The 18,268-nt window shown below is 50.7% G+C and carries 25 protein-coding genes and 4 pseudogenes; 2 read left to right on the top strand and 27 right to left on the bottom strand.

What is annotated here, in order from left to right:
- Positions 1-78: 78 nt before the first annotated feature.
- The 23 genes and pseudogenes from I2D69_RS20280 to I2D69_RS16975 all read right to left on the bottom strand — a co-directional run.
- Positions 79-282: pseudogene (locus tag I2D69_RS20280) on the bottom strand (PrgI family protein); the annotation flags it as partial.
- Positions 225-1,094, bottom strand: a complete 870-nt coding sequence (locus I2D69_RS16870) for a VirB6/TrbL-like conjugal transfer protein, CD1112 family (RefSeq protein ID WP_024724981.1) — start codon at positions 1,092-1,094, stop codon at positions 225-227. The pseudogene I2D69_RS20280 and the gene I2D69_RS16870, both read right to left, overlap by 58 nt.
- A gap of 69 nt (positions 1,095-1,163) precedes the next feature.
- Positions 1,164-1,259, bottom strand: a pseudogene (locus I2D69_RS21255) (Maff2 family protein); the annotation flags it as partial.
- Between the two features lie 90 nt (positions 1,260-1,349).
- Positions 1,350-2,960, bottom strand: coding sequence for a recombinase family protein (locus I2D69_RS16880; RefSeq protein ID WP_055222985.1), 1,611 nt, complete (start codon positions 2,958-2,960; stop codon positions 1,350-1,352).
- Between the two features lie 111 nt (positions 2,961-3,071).
- On the bottom strand, positions 3,072-3,260 hold the full coding sequence (locus I2D69_RS16885) for a transposon-encoded TnpW family protein (RefSeq protein WP_002569233.1): 189 nt from the start codon (positions 3,258-3,260) through the stop codon (positions 3,072-3,074).
- Positions 3,257-4,114, bottom strand: coding sequence for an ATP-binding protein (locus tag I2D69_RS16890; RefSeq protein WP_195380272.1), 858 nt, complete (start codon positions 4,112-4,114; stop codon positions 3,257-3,259). Before I2D69_RS16890 ends, I2D69_RS16885 begins: the two co-directional genes overlap by 4 nt.
- On the bottom strand, positions 4,111-4,860 hold the full coding sequence (locus tag I2D69_RS16895) for a phage replisome organizer N-terminal domain-containing protein (protein WP_195380273.1): 750 nt from the start codon (positions 4,858-4,860) through the stop codon (positions 4,111-4,113). Before I2D69_RS16895 ends, I2D69_RS16890 begins: the two co-directional genes overlap by 4 nt.
- Positions 4,850-5,062: a hypothetical protein gene (locus I2D69_RS16900; protein WP_097785111.1), complete on the bottom strand. Its 213-nt coding sequence runs from the start codon at positions 5,060-5,062 to the stop codon at positions 4,850-4,852. The genes I2D69_RS16895 and I2D69_RS16900 overlap by 11 nt, the downstream gene beginning before the upstream one ends.
- A gap of 184 nt (positions 5,063-5,246) precedes the next feature.
- A complete protein-coding gene (locus I2D69_RS16905; RefSeq protein WP_195380274.1) occupies positions 5,247-6,869 on the bottom strand; it encodes a relaxase/mobilization nuclease domain-containing protein in 1,623 nt (540 codons plus the stop codon).
- Positions 6,841-7,239, bottom strand: a complete 399-nt coding sequence (locus I2D69_RS16910) for a plasmid mobilization relaxosome protein MobC (RefSeq protein ID WP_009255556.1) — start codon at positions 7,237-7,239, stop codon at positions 6,841-6,843. Before I2D69_RS16910 ends, I2D69_RS16905 begins: the two co-directional genes overlap by 29 nt.
- Positions 7,240-7,975: 736 nt before the next feature.
- The gene (locus tag I2D69_RS16915; protein ID WP_195380275.1) at positions 7,976-8,260 is read right to left on the bottom strand and encodes a hypothetical protein; all 285 of its coding nucleotides are present in this window, start codon (positions 8,258-8,260) and stop codon (positions 7,976-7,978) included.
- 31 nt (positions 8,261-8,291) lie between these two features.
- The gene (locus tag I2D69_RS16920) at positions 8,292-8,489 is read right to left on the bottom strand and encodes a helix-turn-helix domain-containing protein (protein WP_195380276.1); all 198 of its coding nucleotides are present in this window, start codon (positions 8,487-8,489) and stop codon (positions 8,292-8,294) included.
- Positions 8,482-8,904, bottom strand: coding sequence for a sigma-70 family RNA polymerase sigma factor (locus I2D69_RS16925; RefSeq protein WP_195380277.1), 423 nt, complete (start codon positions 8,902-8,904; stop codon positions 8,482-8,484). The genes I2D69_RS16920 and I2D69_RS16925 overlap by 8 nt, the downstream gene beginning before the upstream one ends.
- 165 nt (positions 8,905-9,069) lie before the next feature.
- Positions 9,070-9,513, bottom strand: a complete 444-nt coding sequence (locus tag I2D69_RS16930; protein ID WP_117499030.1) for a hypothetical protein — start codon at positions 9,511-9,513, stop codon at positions 9,070-9,072.
- 3 nt (positions 9,514-9,516) lie between these two features.
- The gene (locus I2D69_RS16935; RefSeq protein ID WP_117530251.1) at positions 9,517-9,975 is read right to left on the bottom strand and encodes a DUF1700 domain-containing protein; all 459 of its coding nucleotides are present in this window, start codon (positions 9,973-9,975) and stop codon (positions 9,517-9,519) included.
- Positions 9,972-10,331, bottom strand: a complete 360-nt coding sequence (locus I2D69_RS16940; protein WP_195380278.1) for a PadR family transcriptional regulator — start codon at positions 10,329-10,331, stop codon at positions 9,972-9,974. The genes I2D69_RS16935 and I2D69_RS16940 overlap by 4 nt, the downstream gene beginning before the upstream one ends.
- 178 nt (positions 10,332-10,509) lie before the next feature.
- Positions 10,510-10,638 (bottom strand): annotated as a pseudogene (locus I2D69_RS16945) (Maff2 family protein); the annotation flags it as partial.
- Positions 10,639-10,857: 219 nt separating this feature from the next.
- Positions 10,858-11,673 (bottom strand): annotated as a pseudogene (locus I2D69_RS16950) (TraM recognition domain-containing protein); the annotation flags it as partial.
- Positions 11,674-11,768: 95 nt separating this feature from the next.
- Positions 11,769-12,134: a hypothetical protein gene (locus tag I2D69_RS16955; RefSeq protein WP_195380279.1), complete on the bottom strand. Its 366-nt coding sequence runs from the start codon at positions 12,132-12,134 to the stop codon at positions 11,769-11,771.
- Between the two features lie 77 nt (positions 12,135-12,211).
- Positions 12,212-12,406: a transposon-encoded TnpW family protein gene (locus I2D69_RS16960; protein ID WP_015533371.1), complete on the bottom strand. Its 195-nt coding sequence runs from the start codon at positions 12,404-12,406 to the stop codon at positions 12,212-12,214.
- Between the two features lie 43 nt (positions 12,407-12,449).
- Positions 12,450-13,313 (bottom strand): ATP-binding protein, encoded by an 864-nt coding sequence (locus tag I2D69_RS16965; protein ID WP_195380280.1) that lies wholly within the window; start codon positions 13,311-13,313, stop codon positions 12,450-12,452.
- Positions 13,310-14,044 carry a phage replisome organizer N-terminal domain-containing protein gene (locus tag I2D69_RS16970; protein ID WP_112091012.1) on the bottom strand — a complete coding sequence of 245 codons (735 nt, stop codon included), beginning with the start codon at positions 14,042-14,044 and terminating at the stop codon, positions 13,310-13,312. The genes I2D69_RS16965 and I2D69_RS16970 overlap by 4 nt, the downstream gene beginning before the upstream one ends.
- A 113-nt stretch (positions 14,045-14,157) precedes the next feature.
- Positions 14,158-14,556 carry a cysteine-rich VLP domain-containing protein gene (locus I2D69_RS16975; protein ID WP_195380281.1) on the bottom strand — a complete coding sequence of 133 codons (399 nt, stop codon included), beginning with the start codon at positions 14,554-14,556 and terminating at the stop codon, positions 14,158-14,160.
- Between the two features lie 126 nt (positions 14,557-14,682).
- On the opposite strand from I2D69_RS16975, the gene I2D69_RS16980 reads away from it, so the two are divergent.
- Complete coding sequence (locus I2D69_RS16980; RefSeq protein WP_005924829.1) at positions 14,683-14,961, top strand: type II toxin-antitoxin system RelB/DinJ family antitoxin; 279 nt, start codon at positions 14,683-14,685, stop codon at positions 14,959-14,961.
- On the top strand, positions 14,958-15,248 hold the full coding sequence (locus I2D69_RS16985; RefSeq protein ID WP_015536524.1) for a type II toxin-antitoxin system YafQ family toxin: 291 nt from the start codon (positions 14,958-14,960) through the stop codon (positions 15,246-15,248). Before I2D69_RS16980 ends, I2D69_RS16985 begins: the two co-directional genes overlap by 4 nt.
- A 107-nt stretch (positions 15,249-15,355) precedes the next feature.
- Here I2D69_RS16985 and mobQ read toward each other — a convergent pair whose 3' ends face one another.
- The 4 genes from mobQ to I2D69_RS17005 all read right to left on the bottom strand — a co-directional run bounded on the left by mobQ (position 15,356) and on the right by I2D69_RS17005 (position 18,231).
- The gene (gene mobQ, locus I2D69_RS16990) at positions 15,356-16,801 is read right to left on the bottom strand and encodes a MobQ family relaxase (RefSeq protein WP_195380282.1); all 1,446 of its coding nucleotides are present in this window, start codon (positions 16,799-16,801) and stop codon (positions 15,356-15,358) included.
- 186 nt (positions 16,802-16,987) lie between these two features.
- Positions 16,988-17,278: a DUF3847 domain-containing protein gene (locus I2D69_RS16995; RefSeq protein WP_195380283.1), complete on the bottom strand. Its 291-nt coding sequence runs from the start codon at positions 17,276-17,278 to the stop codon at positions 16,988-16,990.
- A 28-nt stretch (positions 17,279-17,306) separates the two neighbouring features.
- The gene (locus tag I2D69_RS17000) at positions 17,307-17,768 is read right to left on the bottom strand and encodes a sigma-70 family RNA polymerase sigma factor (protein WP_195380284.1); all 462 of its coding nucleotides are present in this window, start codon (positions 17,766-17,768) and stop codon (positions 17,307-17,309) included.
- 10 nt (positions 17,769-17,778) lie between these two features.
- Entirely contained in the window at positions 17,779-18,231 is a 453-nt protein-coding gene (locus I2D69_RS17005; protein ID WP_118729526.1) for an RNA polymerase subunit sigma-24, read from the bottom strand.
- Between the last annotated feature and the right edge of the window lie 37 nt (positions 18,232-18,268).

The following is an 18,268-nucleotide window of genomic DNA, read 5'->3' on the forward strand; positions in this document are numbered from 1 at the left end:
TTTAACTACACGGCTCACTGGCGATTACCGTGACCGGACTTACACCGGCAAGTGTAGTCCAGCTTTGCTGGACACACGCAAAAAGAAAAGCGGTACGCCAATAAGCGCTCCGCCCGTGAAGCAGATAAGCTGCCGCTTGGTCAGATTGAACATGACCTTTGTTTTGACTTTTGTTAAGTCCTTGGGTACGGGTACATAAGCCAATGTGGAAACCTCCTTCCGTTTTAGTGCGCCTGAAAGACTGATTTGGCGAGACTGCCTGTTTTGAACAGCGTAAAACATAGCAGTACGGTGTAGCCCACGCAGCTCCAGATTGCCATGATGATGTCATCTTCCAGAGCGATGTTCTGCACCAGCACAGCATAAATTGCCACGCAGACGATAATGAGAAACGCCTGAAAGCCCAGTGCCAGCAGAGATCGGAGGTAATTCTGTCCCATACCGCCCCATTCCTTGCCCATCATTGCAGCCATTGGAACGGGAGCCACCGAAGTTACAAGGTAGATCTCGATCATACGGCCATAAATAACGATAAAGATACAGATATACAACGCCCACATGGTAATGCCAATAAAGAGGGATTGGAACCACAGTCCGAACAGCGGTCCCAAATCCATTTCCATCAGCCTCGGTTCCAAATCGGTCATAACTGAGGAAATGTCAATGGACGCATCCGAATTGATAACCCCTGCCGCCTGCGCCACTACGCTCTGCGCCATATCAAAGACGCCCATCACGATATTCCATGTGTTTGTGACAATGAGGATGGCGGCGGCTGATTTGAACACCCACTTGAAAATCATCCAGGTATCCACATCATGCAGGTTGTTCTTGTCTGCAATCATCTGGATCAGGTCCACGGTCATAACGATAGCCAGGATCACACCTGCAATCGGCACCATGATGGAGTTGGACAGATTCTCAATCATGCTGAAAATACTGCCATTCCATCCCTGTGGGGTCTGTCCTACCTGTACGGATATATCCGCGACCTGTTGGTTTACACTGTCAAACATCCCCGAAAGGTTGCTCATAATACCGCCCACCAGCATTTCTTTCAGCCAATTCGTCAGGGCTTCAAGTAAGAAATCCATACGGTGTCAACCTCCTTTCCGCCGCCCCCGCAGAGCTGCGGGAGCGGCAAGGATTTCATGCAGGAACGCTTAGACAGAGAACAGCCCGGAGAGCAGAGGTACAAGAACCATACCAACAACGGCTACACCAGCACCAGCCATAAGCTGCTTCATGCCCTGAGATTTTACTTATGTGCGATAAAGAAGTAATAGAAGTGTAAAAAATTTTGCCGTTCCTATCCGGCACTTAGCTCTTGTGTCGGATAGGTCGGGCGGTTATTCGGGCAAGTCCACCTTGCCAACAAAAGAATAATAAATCTCAATGTCCTGTCTGCGGGTCTTGTTCTCGTCATAGCTGCACTCATGTACAACGATTTTCTCTACAAACTCCCGCAGCAGAGTAGGGGTAAGTTCTTCAAAGCTGGTATGCCGCCGAACAACATTCATAAACTTTTCTGCGTTCACGGTGGCTTCCTGTGCTTTGGAAAGCTCCGCTTGGATAGCGGCGGCTTTTTCTTTCAGTTCCCGTTGCTCTGCTTCATAGTCTGCCGACAGCTCTGTGAAACGCTCGTCTGATATGCGCCCGGTCACGCTGTCCTCATACAGCCGCTTGAAGATAGCGGATAACTCGGCTATGCGTTTCTCGGCGGCTTCCAGTTCCTTTTTCTTGGCGGCGTTCCTGCGCTTGCCCCCGTCCTCGTTCTGCTCAATCAAGAGCTTTATAAACCGGGCTTCGTGCTTTGCCGCATAGCTGGTCACTTTCCGCAGATTGGAGAGAACGCCCGCAGTCAAAAGGTCAGTGCGGATAAAATGCGCGGTGCAGTCATGGGTACGCTTCTTGTAATTCCCACAGATATAGCAGTCCTGTTTCCGCTTATCGGTCTGGTAACGCTGCTGATACATGACACTGCCGCAGTCTGCACAGAACAGTATGCCGGAGAACAAGCCCACTTCATCATAGCGGTTGGGGCGTTTGCGCTGCTTGCGAAGCTCCTGCACCCGTTCCCATGTTTGGGTGTCTATGATAGGCTCGTGGTGGTTCTCGAATATCGCTTGCTTTTCCTCCGGGTTTTCTACGCTGTGCTTGACTTTGTAAGAGAGTTTTTCCGTCTTGAAGTTTACCAGGCAGCCCGTGTATTCCCGGTTTTCAAGGATATGCACAACGGTATTGGTCGCCCACTTGCACTCATAGCCGGGGTGGTAGCGGCGGGTGCTGCCCGTCCTGCGGTATTCCAGCGTCCCCGGCGTGGGGATTTGCTGCTCTGTGAGCATACGGGCTATCTTGGTCGGACCATTCCCGGCAAGGCAGAAATTGTATATCTGCTTGACTACGGGTGCAGCTTCCTCGTCAATGATGAAATTTTCGTCCTCGTCCATGAGGTAGCCATACACAGGCTTGCTTGTGATAGGCTTGCCACTCATGCCTTTTGAGCGTTTCACTGCTTTGATTTTCTTGCTCGTATCTCTCACCAGCCATTCGTTAAAGATATTCCGCAGCGGGGCAAAATCATTGTCGCCCTGTGCGCTGTCCACTCCGTCATTGATAGCGATGAAGCGGACACCTTTCTGTGGGAAAATCATTTCCGTGTACATTCCCACTTGCAGGTAGTTTCGCCCTAATCTCGACATATCCTTTACGATAACTGTCCCGACTTTTCCGGCTTCAATGTCCGCAAGCATGGCTTGAAAACCGGGTCTTTGAAAGTTCGCACCAGAATAACCGTCGTCCGTGTACCAGCGCAGATTGGAAAAGCCGTTCTGCTTTGCATAGGTTTCAAGGATACGCTTCTGATTGGAAATGGAATTGCTCTCGCCTTGCAGCTCGTCCTCATGGGAAAGTCTTGGGTAAAGGGCGGTAATTGGTTGTTGGTTGGTCTGTCTTAACATAAAATCCTCCGTTTCCGACAGCCAGCCCCACTATTCCGTACCTCGATTGTACCACATGGGGCGGCTGTCTGTATAGCGGCAAAAGCGTCAAATCTGCTTCTTTATGGTCGGTCAAATCGCCGTTTTTTGTGTAGCAGCTTCCGCTTCCAGCACTTTCATCATCTTGTCGGCTGCGGTGTCGGTTGCGCCCTGCTTGAAGAAGCCGGAAACGGTAAGGACGGAGTTGCCCATGCGGATTTCCGTCACACAGTCCGGGCGGCGGTCTGTTTTGGTGGTGCTTGTCTGTTTCGTTTCTGTCATAGGCTCTCCTTTCGCTGCTTCATCAGTTGCTTTAAGCGTTCCAGCTTTTCCTGTGCGGTTTCCTTTCGGAAGTTGCTGCCCGTGAAGCGGACGGGGGCGCACATGGAAGTCAGCCTGTCATAGATACGGGCGTGGGGCGTGTCCTGCGGGTGCTGCAATTCCTCCAGCGTGAGGTTGGTCGTGGCGATCAGCGGCTTGCCGCTTCGGTAACGGCTGTCAATCACGCTGTAAACCTGTTCCAGCCCGTATTCTGTCCCTCGCTCCATACCGAAATCATCAAGTATCAGCAGAGGGTAGCTGCAAAGGCGGGAAATATATTCGTTCCTGCCCTCAAAGCTGGCGGCAAGGTCACCCAGTATCGTTGCAAAGTTTGTCATGCGAACGGCAACCTCTTTTTCCATAAGGGCGTTGGCGATACAGGCGGCAAGGTAGCTTTTTCCCGTCCCCACGCCGCCCCAAAACAGGTAGCCGATATTTTCAGCCTGCATGGTTTCCCAGCTCTCCACATAAAAACGGGCGGTTGCGGTCTGCGGGTTTCTGCCGTTGTCATGCTCAAATGTCCAGTTCCGCATAGCAGGGTCGGTAAAGCCCCGGCGTTTCAAGTCCTCCACTGTTTCAAGGTGCTTCTGTCGGCTTTCAGCGGCTTCCCGTTTTTCACGGGCTGCCCGCTGGCAGTCGCACTCTGTCGGGTGTCGGTCATGCCCTAACCATTGGGCGGTTTCTTTTGGAAAGTAGGCTTCTTTGGGCGTATGGCACTTGCCGCAGTATAAAAGCCCGTCCTCGCCTGTGTAGTCCTCCGCTTCGGCGGTAGTGGCTGTAATGTCCGTAATCATAGCTTCAATCTCGTTTTTCATAAGCTCTCGCCCTCCTTGCATGAATAATCGGGTATGCCCTGTTTCGGGGCAGCCTTGCCTTTGGCAGCGTCCTCCTGCGCCCACTTGTAAATGGTGGCTGCATGGCTGTGGTACTGCTTCCCAGTGGAAGCGATATGGCAGGAAAGCCGGTCAATATAATACTCCCACTTGTCGGGCAGCTCTGTTTTCAGCCCGGAAAGCTCTGTATCGGTCAGTATCACATTGTTGTATCTGCCATAAGCGGCGAGGGCGGGGTGTCCCGTTTCTCCCTCTCTCTCTTTTTCTATCTTTATCTCTTTCTCTAACTCTATCTCTATCTCTGGTGGACGAATGTCGGACAAATGTCCGCCTTTTGTCCGGGACGGTAAAAGTGCCTTGTTTTCCAGCCTTGCAGCCCGTTTCCTTTCGGCTTCGGTAGAGGACTGTCCTATCATCAGTTCAATGTCGGTCATATAGAAAGCCCCGCTGTCAAGCTGCTCCACAAGCCCCAACTGCCGGAAAATCTCTAAAGCCCTTTCAACCGTCCCTATCTGGTGGCGGGTCAGTGTCGCTATCATCTGTGCTGTGTAGGGGATATGCTCGTCAAGCTGCAACTTCCCGCCGTTTTTCAGCGATTTTAAGTACAGCTTCAAGAGGATATTGGAATATAAAATTCCGTCTTTCATATCTTCCAGCAGCACAATGGAGTCGCTGTCAAAAAAGTTTTCTTTCAGCTTGAGGTAGTAATACTTGCGGTTATCTGCCATTGTCCTTGTCCTCCTTTTTCCGGCGTTTGGAGTAGTAGCGGGGGCAGAGTATGATAACCGCCCGGAAGCTCTGCTTGCAGCTATGGGTACAGCCCCGGCAGAGGTCGTTGTATGTGATACGGTCGCAGGTGGTATTTCCGACTTTTACTTGCCGCAGGAAAAAAGACCATTCCAGCCGCCGTTTCTTGCTCATTCTTGGCATGGGTGCGCTCCTTTCTGCCGTTTCCGCTAGTGTGGCGGTATCGGCGGTAATTCTGTATCATCTCGGTATCATTTTCGGGTTTTTTCTGCCCTGTAAGCCCGTTAAAAAATCCTTTGGTATTGCGGATAGGGTACGGGGCAGCCCCCTTGTTCTGTATGGGTTCGGGTACATTTTGGGGTGGTTTTTATCGCTCCTGTTCCTGCCTTTTCACAGGCTTGCGTTCCCGGCGTAAAATCTGGTCGATATTGCCCTTGACAGTCTGTAAGCGGCGGTATTCCTCCCGTTTTGCCCGGTAATCGTTGTAGCCGCTGTTTTTCTCTTTGATAAGGCTTTCAATCTCTGCTTGCAGGGCTTTATAGCTCGGCAGCTTGGAAATGCCGTTCTCCCTGAAATAACGGGCGGCTGCGTCTGCTATGATAAAGTCGCTTTCGTGCTTCTGACGGTAGGCTGCTTTTGCTTTGGCGTTTTTCTGCTGTTTCAGCCCGTCCCGGACAGGGCGGGTCTTGGAATAGGCAAGCACCTGCCGTTGCAGCTCCTTTTTCCCGTTCAGCGTCTTTTCCACCTGCTTCAGCTCTGTAAGGCTTTCCTGCATGGCGGCATAAGCGGCAGAACAGGCTTCGTCCAGTTCCTCCGGGGAAGAAAAGCCATACTGCTGATAGGCGGTAACGGTAGCTGCCATTTGCTTTAGGTTGTGCTTTGCCGCCCAGCGGTCATAGCCCACGCCCTTGCCCTCGGCTCGCTTGGCTTCCCGGTCAACCATGCGCTGCAAGGTGTTGTCTGCCGGGGTGGTTTTTGCGGCTTTTTCCTCCCGCAAGCGTTCCTTTTGGGTGTGTGGGTATTCGGGTATGTCTGTGGTCTGTTCGGCGGCTCTGTGGGCGTTCTGCGTGAGCAGGGCAAGGACAGCAGCCTTGTCAAAATCGTCCCCCAGCTTCCGGGCTGTGATAGGCTTTGTCCTGTCCGGCGTGAGGTAGGAAAGCCGCCCCCGGCTCTCCTTGACGGTCACGCCCTCCCGCAGCAAAAGGGAAGAAAACTCGTCAAAGCTGGTAGCTTGGGAAAGTGCCTGCCGTATCGTCCGGCGCAGCTTCGCCTTGTCCGTTTCAAACTTGGTGGGCTTGGTCGGCTGTCCTGCGGCTTCTCTGGCAGCGTTCTCTTTATCAAGGGCAAGCTGCCCTTTCTTTGCCGCCCAGTATTCCCGTTCCGTTATCCGTTCCTTGCTGCCGTTCAAAAGATCGATTTGGTAAAGCCCCTCCCGGTGGCACATCTCCATGACTTCACTCTTGAAATATTCCATAGCGGCATTGGTGCAGCGGTGCTTGCAGCCCTCCCGTGTATCGGCGGGTCTGTCCATGTAGGGCAGAAGCGGGACTTCATAAATCCGCAGGGAGTTGAGGACGATATGCACATGGATATTGCCGCTGTGGTTATGCCCATCCGGGTGGGTGCATACAAGGGCTTGGTGTCCGGGGAAATGCTCTTTACAGAACTGCTCGCCCAGCTCCTGCGCCCGGTCTACGGTCAAGCCGTTGTCTGTCCCGTCCCGTGGGTCAAAGCTGATGATATAGTGGTGGCTTTTCACATCTTCCCGTTTTTGGTTTTTCTCATAGCGGAGATTGGCTCGCATACAGGCAACAGCGAAATCCTCGTCCCCGCAGTTAAGGGAAGAAATGCGGTAATCCTCCCTCGGTATCAGCCGCCCGTTTTCATCAAGGGTGGGCTTCATGGTAAACTCGTCATGCTCAAATGTGAGGTAGGCTTCCGCTGCGCCATAGTCGGCATTTTTAGAGCTGATATGTTTGAATGTTGCCAACAGCGTCACCCACTTTCTGCAAGACTTCAAACTTTAGGGCAGCAAGGTCGGAAACCGCCGCCCGTACCTCCCCGGCAAGCTGCGGGTAGGGACTGTGCCACTCGTTCAGCGTCCGGGCTATCTGGTTTAAGTTGCCGCCGATCCTGCCGTATTCGGCAGTCAACTTCCCGACAGCGGCAAGCAGCTCATCGTTGACGGGGGAAACGGTTATGATGGGGCGTATGGCTGCCCCGGTTATGGCTTGCCGGATAAACTCGGCTTGGCTCATGTTGCAGGCAGAGAGCCTTTCCGCAAACTCGGCGTATTCTTCCTCGGTCATGCGTGTCTTGACTATCCGGCTGCGGTGCGGCGTGTTGTATCGTTTTCGCATGGTAAAACCTCCTTTCTGTGCGTGGTGTCCTCTCACTAATAGGAGAAAAACGGGGTGTGAAGCGGAACTGTTTTTGAAAAATCCGAAAAAATATTTTGAAGGATTTTTAAGCGGCGCAAGCCGCATAAGCAGGGTTTGGGGAAGGCACTCCCCAACAAGATTCCCGCAGGGGCAAAATGAGCGAAAAGCGAATTTTGGTACTGCGGTAGAATCTTGCTCTGTAACTGCCGCAGACTGCCCCTGTCGGTTTTTTCCGTACATAGAACGGACAGGACAGGGCTTCCGACTCGCTATGGGCGGTCTTTTTTCCTTTCCGCTAAAGATACATTTCAAAGGCCGCCAGCTACCCGCTGGACGGGGATTTTTCAAAATTTCTTTCGCTTCTGTAATCCGGGTAGCAGGATTTTGGCAACCGGCGGGGCAGAGAATTTTTCCTTTCACTCCCTACACCACCGCGCTTTGAAATTTGCCAAACGGAACGGCTTATTTTCTCTTTGCTTCTTACTACGGACAAAAATCAAAAATGCCAAACGCCGGGGCAGAAAAGTTTCCCCCTCACTTACTACTACAATCTGAACAGGGCGAAATGGCCGGAAGCGGAACCGGGCAACAAAAAAAGCAGTAAATCTTTTTCAGACTTACTGCTTTCGCTGGCCGCGCCGGTGGCGGCTGGTATTCAGTTTTGAAAACTCATTTCATATTGGTATGATAAACGGAGAGTTATTGCGTTATGTTTTCAAAAGGAAATGATTGCTCCTTGAATATATCCCACAAAATATGCAATCGCTATACTTATCGCAATGCAGCATATACATAGTATTTCAGCAATAACCTTTTTCCCGGTTATTTTGTTTACAGACTCGCCGTAGTCAATAGTAGCCCATACCATTGAAAGTAAAAATAGAATTGCAATCCAATGAGTATGAAACGACAGTCCCATGCTAACAAATACATAGTTTGTGATGATGTAAAAGATGCTTCTAACTACAACTTCCGTCACTGTTGAAAGCTGATTTTTCATAAAACCTCTTGCCTCCTTAATTTCCTGTTTACTATCGGTCAAAGCGAAACTTGAACAGTGCGGCAATTAACTTCTGCTTCACATATTCCTCAACCTCGGCGTTGACTTTCCCGTGTACTTTGGAACAGTAGCGGATATATCCGGCGTAGTGGGAAAGAATGGTGTCGATTGCGTCCGGGTCGCCCTCATGCGCCTTGACGATTGTTTCATAGGGGAGAAGTTTATTCATACCGGCTCACCTCCATTTCCTTCCGAAGCCGTTGCAAGGCAAGCTGGATATGCCGCCCCGCTGTGCTGCGTGTCCGGCCGATATGTACGCCGATCACTCTCTGCGGCTGGCGCAGGAAGTAATAGCGGAAAATTTCTTCCTGTGCCTGCTCCGGCAAAAGGGCAAGGGCAGCGGCAAGTTCCGCATGGTACAGAACGGCGGTCTGGCCGCAGGCGGTAAAAAGGTATTCTTCAAGCTGTTCCGGCTCGGCAAGCTGGACAAACTTCTCATTCATCAAATAGTCAAGGGAAACTTCCCGTTCCCACCTCCGGCGCATCTTCAAAATTTCATCTATGGCGGCGTGACGAATGACAACCTTGCAAAAGGCGTTAAAGGTGTACTGGATATGCACTTTGTAGGCTTCATCTTCGGTCATGGAAATTCCCCCTCTCTGATAATAGTGCGGGGCGGCAGCACTTTTTGCTGTCGCCCCTTGATTGCCTGTCTGCAAAGGCGGGCGGGGCTGTCAACGGCGGCGCGTATGCGCCGTTCATCTTGACCGTTGACTGGCTCGACTGGCTTTGCTATTCCGTTATCTCTTTCAGTTATTGTCAAAGGAAATGTAGATAGTTAGACTATTGGGTATGTAGCTGATACTTAACCACTTTTCGTCGTTTGATAAAAGCGTCCCGATAGAAACATAGTTTTCTCCCTCGATTTCCTCTGATACATTTTCAATTACGGAAAAGCCTTCTTGGTTCAAAAGCTCCATATACTCGTTATAGTCGTTTTCGCTAATGCCGGTAAGGTTGATATTGCAATTCTCATGTTCTGTATCAAGTGTAGCCCATGCAACCGTACCAGGCGCAACAGGAAGCCCCTCTGTGTACTCATTCGCAGGCCAAACACCCTCGTCCAATTTTGTAACACTATTAGATTGCGTATTGTTCTCATTGCTTGTCGGTGTAGATGATGTATTTTGATTAGAACACGCAGCCAAAAAAATCATAACCATGATTGTGAATACAGAAATATACTTCTTCATTGGTTACCTCCTGTTTTTGTGTATGGTTCGGATAATTAACAAAATAGCAATAGCTGTTGCTGCAAACCCAATAGCCAAAAGGATTTGCGAAATATCAAAGGCAAACGCGCCCTCAATCTGTATATTTGTTGTCGCGTCGGCTTGTCCGATTGCTCCTTCTGGCACTTTTCCTGATTGCGTAACAGCATATACCGAAAAGGCAGCAACCGCGATAACAAGCGTAGCAAGAGTAGAAATGATGCCGTTCCTTTTTTTCGATTTGGTGTTATCAATACCAAACTGTTCTGCGGTGCTGTCTGCAAATTCTTTTGGCGTCCCCAAACGCTGGATAATCTGCTGCTCTGTTTCTCCATGCTCCATAGCAGACGCAAAAACTTCATTCAAGTCACGCACAACCTCTTTTTTCATTTTGCGTGGTAAAGATAGTTCCTTTTCAACCTGTTTGATATATTGTTCTTTCATTTGGACACCCTCGCTTGTTGATAACTTTCTATAAAGCCATTTACGCAGTTTTCATAGCTTGACCAAAATAAGATTAGTTCATCAAGTACATTCCTGCCTTTATCAGTTAAAGAATAATACTTTTTTGAGCCGCCATTTGCCGCAGCCGGAGCCAACCGGCATTTGATTAGTTCTGCTTCCTGTAAACGATACAAAATGGGATAAATGGTTCCCTCTTTCGCATATCCCAAAACAGACGCATTATTGTTCAATTCGGTTATAATTTCATATCCATAAGTTTCCTTGCGTCCGATTAGGCATAAGAGTATCATTTCCAGAGAGCCTTTTTTGAATTGCTGGACATATTTGTTATTCATATCGTCGCCTCTCTTTAGTTTCGCTATTTAGGTTAGCTAAGTAGCAACTATATTATATCTCTTCCGAAGTATCAGAGTCAATAGGCTTAACGAAAAAGTTACAAAGTGTGTGCGTAAGATAATAACGGAATAGTGGGTTGCTGTCTATCAATTCTTGTATGTTACTTTATGGCACATGAGCATTGGCGCCAGGGTTGTCGTTGCCGTAACCTTCCAACAGGTTGATGACACCCCAGATACCAAGACCAGCGCCCAGAGCGATAACGAGAGTCTGAAGAACGGTAATTGCCTGTTCAAAAAATGCCATATAGTTTGTTAGCCGGAATCTGATTAAAAAATAGGTTTGTCATGTTTCATAGGCATACAAAAGCCGGAACAATCTGCCGCCCGGTTTCCGGGGGGCATGATTCCGGCTGTCCTCCTTTTTCATTATTTTTCTTGCGATTGTCCGCTTTGTACGCCAATAGCCTCAACAGAGGCAGTTGCGGCAAATAGATACGATCACTCCTTTCTCAGCGGAACCGTATTACACGCCCTCCGTGTCTACTTCATATACATCGCAGACCTCATCAGGCTTGAGTTTTAGTCTGGCAGACAAAAATGCTTCAATATCAAAGGTATTTCGCTTGTCCGCATCAGCTGTGTATTTGAAATTAGGGTGTCTGGTAATGTCATACTTGTCTGAAAGAAACGGACGCACACCGCGCAACTGCAAGATGCACTTGCCGCCATCCATAACTGCCAGCTCATCCTGGCTCATCAGCTCCTTTCCCAATTTCTGATAGTTGAGCGAGTGGGAGGTCTCCCGTCCCCGGCTCTCTCCGGTGTTGTAAGTGTCTATGGTCTCCTTTCCCAGAACAGCCGCCAGCTCTTTCAGCGTTGTTGGCTCTTTGCCACCCAGGAAGATGGAAGTATCCATATTGCCGATGATGGTATCGGCATTATCTTTGTAAATTGCCTTGAGCTGGCTCTGTGCCTGCAACACCAGACAGGCAGAGATTTCACGACTTCGGATGGTGGCCACCAGCTTTTCCAGCTTCGGAATCTGCCCGATATTAGCACACTCATCAATCAGACAGCGCACATGAACCGGAAGCCTGCCACCATACACATCATCGGCCTTTTCACAAAGTAGGTTGAATAACTGGGTGTAGCACATGGAAATGAGAAAGTTAAAACTGTCATCCGTATCACTCATAATGAGGAACAGAGCCGTTTTTCTGTCTCCCAGCGTATCCAGTTCCAACTCATCGTAGGATGTAACCTCGCGCAGCTCCGCAATATCAAATACGGCAAGACGCGCACCGCAGGAAATCAAAATCGACTTAGCGGTTTTGCCAGAGACAAATTGTCAAGGACTTTTTAATCAAATTCACAAAAAATCTACAAAAAAGGTGCCAGAAGCACGGTATGACTCCTGACACCTCGTTTGATAGATTACATTTTTCCGTTCAGCAGGTCTTTGCAGAGATACGCATAGTCTGGCAACTGGTTGATATATGGCTCCCAGCGCCGCTTGATTTCGGCCAATTCCAGCGGATCGGCTGCTTCCAGCGCGTGATCGTTGCCCGTCATATATAAAACATCCGTAGCTACATCGTCCAAACACCTGTAACAGAGATCGGCGGCAGATTCGATTCTGATACCGGTATCCACATAGACTGGATTGACGCCAATCGCCAGCCAGACATAGCCTACCTTCTCCGACCAGAGCAGTTCAAAATCAGGGCTTTGCCGCAGATGTTCCGCAAAGACCTCCTTTACTCGTTCAATTTCATGCTTCTCTTTTTCTGTGTAAAGCATTTTCGTGTCCTCCTTGACAAAAATTTTGGTGCGTACCATCATCAGTTTAGCACAAGGCGGCTTCGTTTATCAGTCTGTTACATCTGCTGAATTTCATTTTTGAGCATACGCTTGATTTTATCGCTCATGGTTTCTGTGCTGGTATTGCTGAAATGGACATGAACCTTGTAGGTTGTCTTACCGATTTTCTTTACCATCGCTGGCGTGTTTTCCGGCGCTCTGGACGCAGTAGCGGCGTCTGCCACCTGCATAGTACGGGGTTCTCTGTTCATGGCGCTCCTTTCTCCGAACGGGTCTGTGCCGCCCGGTAAAAAATCAGTCGTGCTTACTGTTTACAATGTCTTTTGCTGCCTGTCGGGTAGCACCGGCATTTTCTTCCCGGAAATTCTTCCCGTCAAAGAGAATCGGCGCACACCGTTCCAGAATACGGTCATAGATACGGGCGTGGGCCAGGTCGGGCGGGTTTTTCAACTCGGACAGTTTCAAGTTTGTTGTGATAATCATGGGTCTGCGGCTGCGATAGCGGCTGTCGATGACGAAAAACATCTGCTCCATAGCATATTCTGTACTGCGCTCTACACCCAGATCGTCAATGATAAGCAGGTCATATTCGTCAAAGTTGGCAATAAACTCTGACCTGTCCTCAGAGAACATCCCAGTCAGGCGGTTCAGAATGGTGGGGAAGTTCGTCATCAGCACCGGCACATCCTGGTCAAGTAGAGCGTTGGCAATACATCCGGCGAAAAAAGACTTGCCGGTTCCCACATCTCCAAACAGCAAAAGCCCGATATTGCTCTTATATGCCTCTTTCCAATTCTCCACATAGGCATGAGCCTTGTCCATCAATGGGTTTTGCCCGTTATCATTGGAAAATGTGTAGTCGTACAGATAACGGTCTTGCAAGCCCTGTGCCTTTCGGCGTTTGATACGCTCCATACGGCGCTGCCGTTCTTCAGTAGCCTTGCGCTGCTCCTCAGCCTCCCGCTGGCACTGGCAGATGCAGCGCGGCATAAAGTAGCCGGATTTCCCAAAGCATGGCACAACGGTCTGCCTCTGGCCGCCGCATTTCTTACAGTGAATGAGCCCGTCTGCCGGGTCTATGTACTCGTCCCCGGCCAGTTCCATACCGACGGCTGCCTTGTCGATCAGCGCCCGGATTTCTGCGGTAATCTCCATCATACGGTTTCATCCTCCTTTACGCTGTAATCACGGTTGCGGGTGGGCGGGGCCGCCTTTTTCGCGTCCTCACCGGCCCAGCGCCGGATGGTGGCGGCATGGCTCTGATACCGCTTACCGGTAGAGGCCATGTATTCGGACAGCTTTTCGATGTACTGGCCCCATACAGTGGGAAAACTGGCCTGCAAGTCTGCCAGTTCCTCGTCCGTCAGGAAAACATTCTGGTAACGGCCATAGGCGCGGGCGGAGCATCCCTTCTCTATCTCTCTCTTTATCTCTATCTCTTTCTCTAACTCTATCTCTATCTCTGGTGGACGAATGTCGGACAAATGTCCGCCGTTTGTCCGGGGCGCAGAAAGAGCCTTGTTTTGGAGCCTCGCAGCCCGCTTTCGCTCAGCCTCGGTGGAGGACTGGCCGATTAAAAGTTCGATGTTGCTCATGTAGAATGTGCCGCTGTCCAGCACTTCCACAAGGCCCAGCTTCAAAAAGATCTGCAAGGCTCTCTCAACAGTGCCGATCTGCTGGCGGGTAATGGTGGCGATCATCTGCGCCGTGTAAGGGATGTCCTCGTCAAGCTGGAGCCGCCCGCCATGTTTCAGCGATTTCAGATACAGCTTGAGCAGAATGTTAGAATACAGCACACCGTCCTGCATACTTTCCAGCAGCACGATGGAATCATCATCAAAATAGTTTTCTTTGAGTTTCAGGTAATAATATTTTCGGTTGTCTGACATAGGGTTCCTCCTTGGGGTTTCTCTTGGGATTCTGTACGCATTTTAAGGCTATTTTAGGGGGCAGAGGATAAATCTATCAGACTGCCTTTGACACCCCCGAAAAAAGCCTTGATTTACAAGGGTTTTTCAGCCCCTAAAGCGTGACATTTCTCCCGTTGTTTCCGCTTGCGCTTTGCGGCGTTGATCCGCTTCATGCGTGCGGCACATTCCGGGCAGTATTTGGCTCGGTTGGAACCGGGGGTAAACAGCGCCCCGCATACGGAGCATTTCTTAGCATTCAGCCGGTGGAACAGTGCCGTTTCCAGTTCCTTATCCTGCGGCAATACCGCCGCCCGAAACCACCTGCACAACAGGGAGTAGGAAATAGACTGGACACAGACACATTCCTCCCCATCGTCCAGAGCGATACAGTTTCCGTCGATGTAGTTACAGCACTCATGCACCAGTTTCCGCGCTCTGCGATACTGGCGGTAATCCATGACAGGGATAGGTTCAGTCTTGTTGTTCTTCATAAATGATTTCTTTCATAAAGCGTGTAACCTCCTCGAATGAATTTATTGTTAAATATTCGTGCAAAGTATTGTTTTCTTCGTGCAAATGGCATATACTATAATTGCCAGCAGAAAGGGGTTGATCGTATGGCTGGAAATACCACAAACATCAGTATCCGCATGGACGCAGATTTGAAAGCGCAGGCGGACGCACTGTTTACTGAACTTGGCATGAACCTGACTACGGCGTTTAACATCTTTGTGCGCCAGTCGCTTCGTGAAGGCGGCATTCCCTTTGAGGTAAGGCTGGAACAGCCGAACAAAGAAACGGTTGCTGCCATGCTGGAAGCGGAAAGGATTGCAAAAGACCCGTCTGTAAAGGGCTACAATGACCTTGACGAGTTATTTGCTGACCTGAAAAGATGAAAGAAACCAAATATACCGTCAAGTACACGACCAGTTTCAAAAAAGACTACAAACGAGCCATAAAGCGTGGCTTGAAGATCGAGCTGCTGGAGCAGATCGTAGCATTGCTGGCAATGGGCGAACCGCTGCCGGATAAGAACCGCGACCATGACCTGTCCGGCGATTGGGCAGGTCATCGGGAATGTCATATTCTCCCGGACTGGCTGCTTGTCTATCGCATAGAGGATGATGTTCTGGTGCTGACGCTGGCCCGCACCGGCACACACAGTGACTTGTTCGGCAAATAAACAGTCTGCCGCCGTATGGGGAAACCTGTACGGCGGTTTTTCTGTATGCAAAGGTATGTCGTGAAACGCGACGCACTTGACAAGGGTACGCCAAAACGCGATAGCCTTTACCGCTCCGGCCCACGGTCGTGAGACTTGTCCCTTTCCTGTCGGGACAGCTGCTCGGCGGTTTTGCGGAGCCGTTCCACTGCTTTCAAATCCTCCCTCATGGATTTCATGGCAAGCGTGTCCGTCTGCTTTCCGGCGGTCAGCTGGTCGATCTCCCGCTGCCATGCCTTCGGGGTTATCCCCTCGCCGCTGTCTTTCAGTTCTTTCAGATACCGGGCTGCTGCATCATACAGGATCAGTTCCCGGCTGTGGCGCTGCTCAAACTGTTCCCGCTTTTCCGGCTTTACTTTGGCAAGCTGCTTGTGGATGGACTTGTACTGGTTGTACTGTTCCCACATCTCCCCGCGTTCGGTAAGAATGGCAATCCGGCGCTCAGCCTTGACGATCTTTCCCCGCAGGTCATAGTAACGGCTGTTCATATCAGCGATTTTTTCATGAAGCTGCTGCATAGACTGGATGCCGTTTGCCTGTAAAAAGCTGAATAGTGTGGCGCTTTCCTGCAAAGCCCGGATTTTGCCAGTACGGGTGCGGGGAGTGTTCAGCTGCTGCCCGGCCTCCCACAAGGCGGTCAAGCTGCTTTGCTGTGTTTGTGGTTTTTCCGCTTCCGCTTTCGACCAGCGATAAAGGCGGGTAATGCGGGCTTTGATTTCTTTCAGCAGTTTGTTGTCAGCAGCGATCTGCCGGTTTACTTCTCCCTTGTCGGTGCGGATACCGCGCTTTTCCATTTGGCTGGCAGCTGGCCCCAGATGGACAGAGGGAATTTTATCAATGCCCTGCCGCTTGTAGCTGCGGTGGTCAATGCGCTCCGGTCTATCGGCAGATTCCAGCGCCCGGTTGGTGTAGGCTGCCCACGCTGCCCGCCAAATCTCCACATTTCCTTTATCGTTCCAGTCAGTCGTATCCTCCCGATGATTTTTCCAGCCGCCTTTCCCATCCGGGATACGCTGTCCATTCTCGTCCAGATCATATGCCTTGCGGCACTTTGCGCCCCACTGTCCATTTTCTTTCAAAGGCCGGAGTGTCAGCATGATATGGACATGAGGATTGCCGGTTCCCTTGTCATGGATAGCAAAGTCGGCACACATTCCTTTGTCTACAAAGTTGTCCTTCACATAGGCACGCACAAGGGCAAGCTGTTGTTCGCCGGACAGTTCACGGGGCAGGGCTGCTTCGATCTCGCGGGCAAGCTGGCTGTCCCTTGCTTTCTCGATTTGCTCCACACTGTTCCAGAGGATAGAACGGTCTGCAAATTCTGGCGGGGCGTGGGCAGGCAGCATGATCTCCGCATGGACAATGCCGCCTTTCCGGGTGTAGTCGTGGGTCATTCCATCCCATTCATTTGTCAGCTTGGTTCCGCTGCGGTAAGCAGCTGCAGCAACGGCAGAACGGCCTGCGCTGCGCTTGATGATACTGACCGGGATATGACAGAAATCTATGGGGAACACCTCCTTTCAGTGAGGGGATAACAGGCTCTGTGGAGCCGGACAAACGCAAAGCGGGTGTTTGGCTGCGCAGAGCGCACAAGGGGTTTGGGGAGCGTAGCTTCCCATCGCGGACGAAGTACGCAATGCCCCCGGCAGGGCGCACAGCACCGGCAACGGTGTATAAGTGCGCCCTTGTAAACAAGGGACTTATGGCGTGTCCCCGGATTTTGGCAGGTTTGCAGTCAATTCCACAGCCCCCGGAAGATGGGACAGGGCAATCAGAAATGCTTTGACCTCTGCGCCGGAAAGGTCAGGAGCCAGCGGGAAAATCCCCTCTAAAATGGCTCCGCGCTCAATCAAGCGGCGGGTGCGAACCCTGCGTTCTTCATTCCGCTGCTTGTTCTCTAAAATCTTCTTGCGGTTTTCAAGCTGCCAGCTCTCCTTCAGGACTTTCTCCCGTTCTTCTTTTGAGGGGTGGGCTGTAATTTTTTCGTTCATGTCATGCACCTCTTTTCTTTGGAAACGCTCATAGATTGACCGTCCATTTCTGACGCGCAAAGTACCGGCGTAGCCCCCGCAGTGCAGCGTGGATGGATTTTCCCGCCTGTGATGGTGTGATACCCTCCATTGCGGCAATGTCTTTCACTTTCATACCCAATATATAGCGGGCGTGGACACGGCGAGCCTGTATGGGGGACAGGGAAGAAATGGCTTCATACAATCGCCGTATCAGTTCTTCATATTCGGCTAATTCTTCTTTTTCTATCAGATGATCCTCCGGCGATGGCTGCGCCCAGCCGATTGCGGCATTTTCGATTCCGTCGTTACAATCGAGGGAGTAAAACGCCTTATAGCGGAACATCTTGCGTTCTCTGGCGGCCTCGGCTCTCTTATCCAGAAGAAACGCTTCGACGATCTCATCGGACACCTCCACAAAAATGTCCTCTTTGCAAAATGGATAATATTGTTTGAGATTGATGGTCTGCATAGGCACGCCCTCACTCTGTTTGGAAAAGGCCATCATAGCAACGGCGCATATTCCGCAGACCCCGGCGGATGGAAACGCTGACCTTGCTGCTGTGGACGCCCTCTCTCCGGGATATTTCCGGCTGCTTGATACCGGCAATGTAGTAGGCGTGAACACGGCGGGCCTGTGTCGGAGTGGCATGAGCCAGAGCCGCAGGCAGAGCTGCAATCAGGTGCAGGCGGGTGGTCATTTCTTCTCGTTCCAGCAAAATATCTTCCGGCGATCTGCTGTGTTCCAGTGCGTAATTTTCCAGCCAGCTGTATGCGTCCAGAGAGTAGTAGGCGCGGTGGTAGACTTTCCGGCGCTCATAGTTCTCCATCTCCCGCTGGGCCTGATACATCGCTGCCCATACCTCGTCTGTAACATCCACAAACTCGTCATGCCGGTAGTGGGGATACATCCACCGCAGATTGATTGTTTTCATAGGCTTACCTCCTGAAAATCGGAGAGGCGGGCAGCTC

It is taken from the genome of Ruminococcus sp. D54t1_190329_F1 (assembly GCF_015551645.1).
GTDB lineage: Bacteria > Bacillota > Clostridia > Lachnospirales > Lachnospiraceae > Blautia_A > Blautia_A faecis.

Excerpts from the sequence above, each read along its gene's own strand:
- I2D69_RS16995 (WP_195380283.1), bottom strand. The coding sequence starts at position 17,278 with ATGAACGAAAAAATTACAGCCCACCCCTCAAAAGAAGAACGGGAGAAA.
- I2D69_RS16910 (WP_009255556.1), bottom strand. The coding sequence starts at position 7,239 with ATGCGAAAACGATACAACACGCCGCACCGCAGCCGGATAGTCAAGACA.
- I2D69_RS16895 (WP_195380273.1), bottom strand. The coding sequence starts at position 4,860 with ATGGCAGATAACCGCAAGTATTACTACCTCAAGCTGAAAGAAAACTTT.
- I2D69_RS16890 (WP_195380272.1), bottom strand. The coding sequence starts at position 4,114 with ATGAAAAACGAGATTGAAGCTATGATTACGGACATTACAGCCACTACC.
- I2D69_RS17005 (WP_118729526.1), bottom strand. The coding sequence starts at position 18,231 with ATGAAAACAATCAATCTGCGGTGGATGTATCCCCACTACCGGCATGAC.
- I2D69_RS16885 (WP_002569233.1), bottom strand. The coding sequence starts at position 3,260 with ATGACAGAAACGAAACAGACAAGCACCACCAAAACAGACCGCCGCCCG.
- I2D69_RS16970 (WP_112091012.1), bottom strand. The coding sequence starts at position 14,044 with ATGTCAGACAACCGAAAATATTATTACCTGAAACTCAAAGAAAACTAT.
- I2D69_RS16955 (WP_195380279.1), bottom strand. The coding sequence starts at position 12,134 with ATGCTTTACACAGAAAAAGAGAAGCATGAAATTGAACGAGTAAAGGAG.
- I2D69_RS16915 (WP_195380275.1), bottom strand. The coding sequence starts at position 8,260 with ATGAAAAATCAGCTTTCAACAGTGACGGAAGTTGTAGTTAGAAGCATC.
- I2D69_RS16920 (WP_195380276.1), bottom strand. The coding sequence starts at position 8,489 with ATGAATAAACTTCTCCCCTATGAAACAATCGTCAAGGCGCATGAGGGC.
- I2D69_RS16935 (WP_117530251.1), bottom strand. The coding sequence starts at position 9,975 with ATGAAAGAACAATATATCAAACAGGTTGAAAAGGAACTATCTTTACCA.
- I2D69_RS16985 (WP_015536524.1), top strand. The coding sequence starts at position 14,958 with ATGAAAGAAACCAAATATACCGTCAAGTACACGACCAGTTTCAAAAAA.
- I2D69_RS16965 (WP_195380280.1), bottom strand. The coding sequence starts at position 13,313 with ATGATGGAGATTACCGCAGAAATCCGGGCGCTGATCGACAAGGCAGCC.
- I2D69_RS16975 (WP_195380281.1), bottom strand. The coding sequence starts at position 14,556 with ATGAAGAACAACAAGACTGAACCTATCCCTGTCATGGATTACCGCCAG.
- I2D69_RS16940 (WP_195380278.1), bottom strand. The coding sequence starts at position 10,331 with ATGAATAACAAATATGTCCAGCAATTCAAAAAAGGCTCTCTGGAAATG.
- I2D69_RS16930 (WP_117499030.1), bottom strand. The coding sequence starts at position 9,513 with ATGAAGAAGTATATTTCTGTATTCACAATCATGGTTATGATTTTTTTG.
- I2D69_RS16900 (WP_097785111.1), bottom strand. The coding sequence starts at position 5,062 with ATGCCAAGAATGAGCAAGAAACGGCGGCTGGAATGGTCTTTTTTCCTG.
- I2D69_RS16960 (WP_015533371.1), bottom strand. The coding sequence starts at position 12,406 with ATGAACAGAGAACCCCGTACTATGCAGGTGGCAGACGCCGCTACTGCG.
- I2D69_RS16980 (WP_005924829.1), top strand. The coding sequence starts at position 14,683 with ATGGCTGGAAATACCACAAACATCAGTATCCGCATGGACGCAGATTTG.
- I2D69_RS16880 (WP_055222985.1), bottom strand. The coding sequence starts at position 2,960 with ATGTTAAGACAGACCAACCAACAACCAATTACCGCCCTTTACCCAAGA.
- I2D69_RS16925 (WP_195380277.1), bottom strand. The coding sequence starts at position 8,904 with ATGACCGAAGATGAAGCCTACAAAGTGCATATCCAGTACACCTTTAAC.
- I2D69_RS16870 (WP_024724981.1), bottom strand. The coding sequence starts at position 1,094 with ATGGATTTCTTACTTGAAGCCCTGACGAATTGGCTGAAAGAAATGCTG.
- I2D69_RS17000 (WP_195380284.1), bottom strand. The coding sequence starts at position 17,768 with ATGCAGACCATCAATCTCAAACAATATTATCCATTTTGCAAAGAGGAC.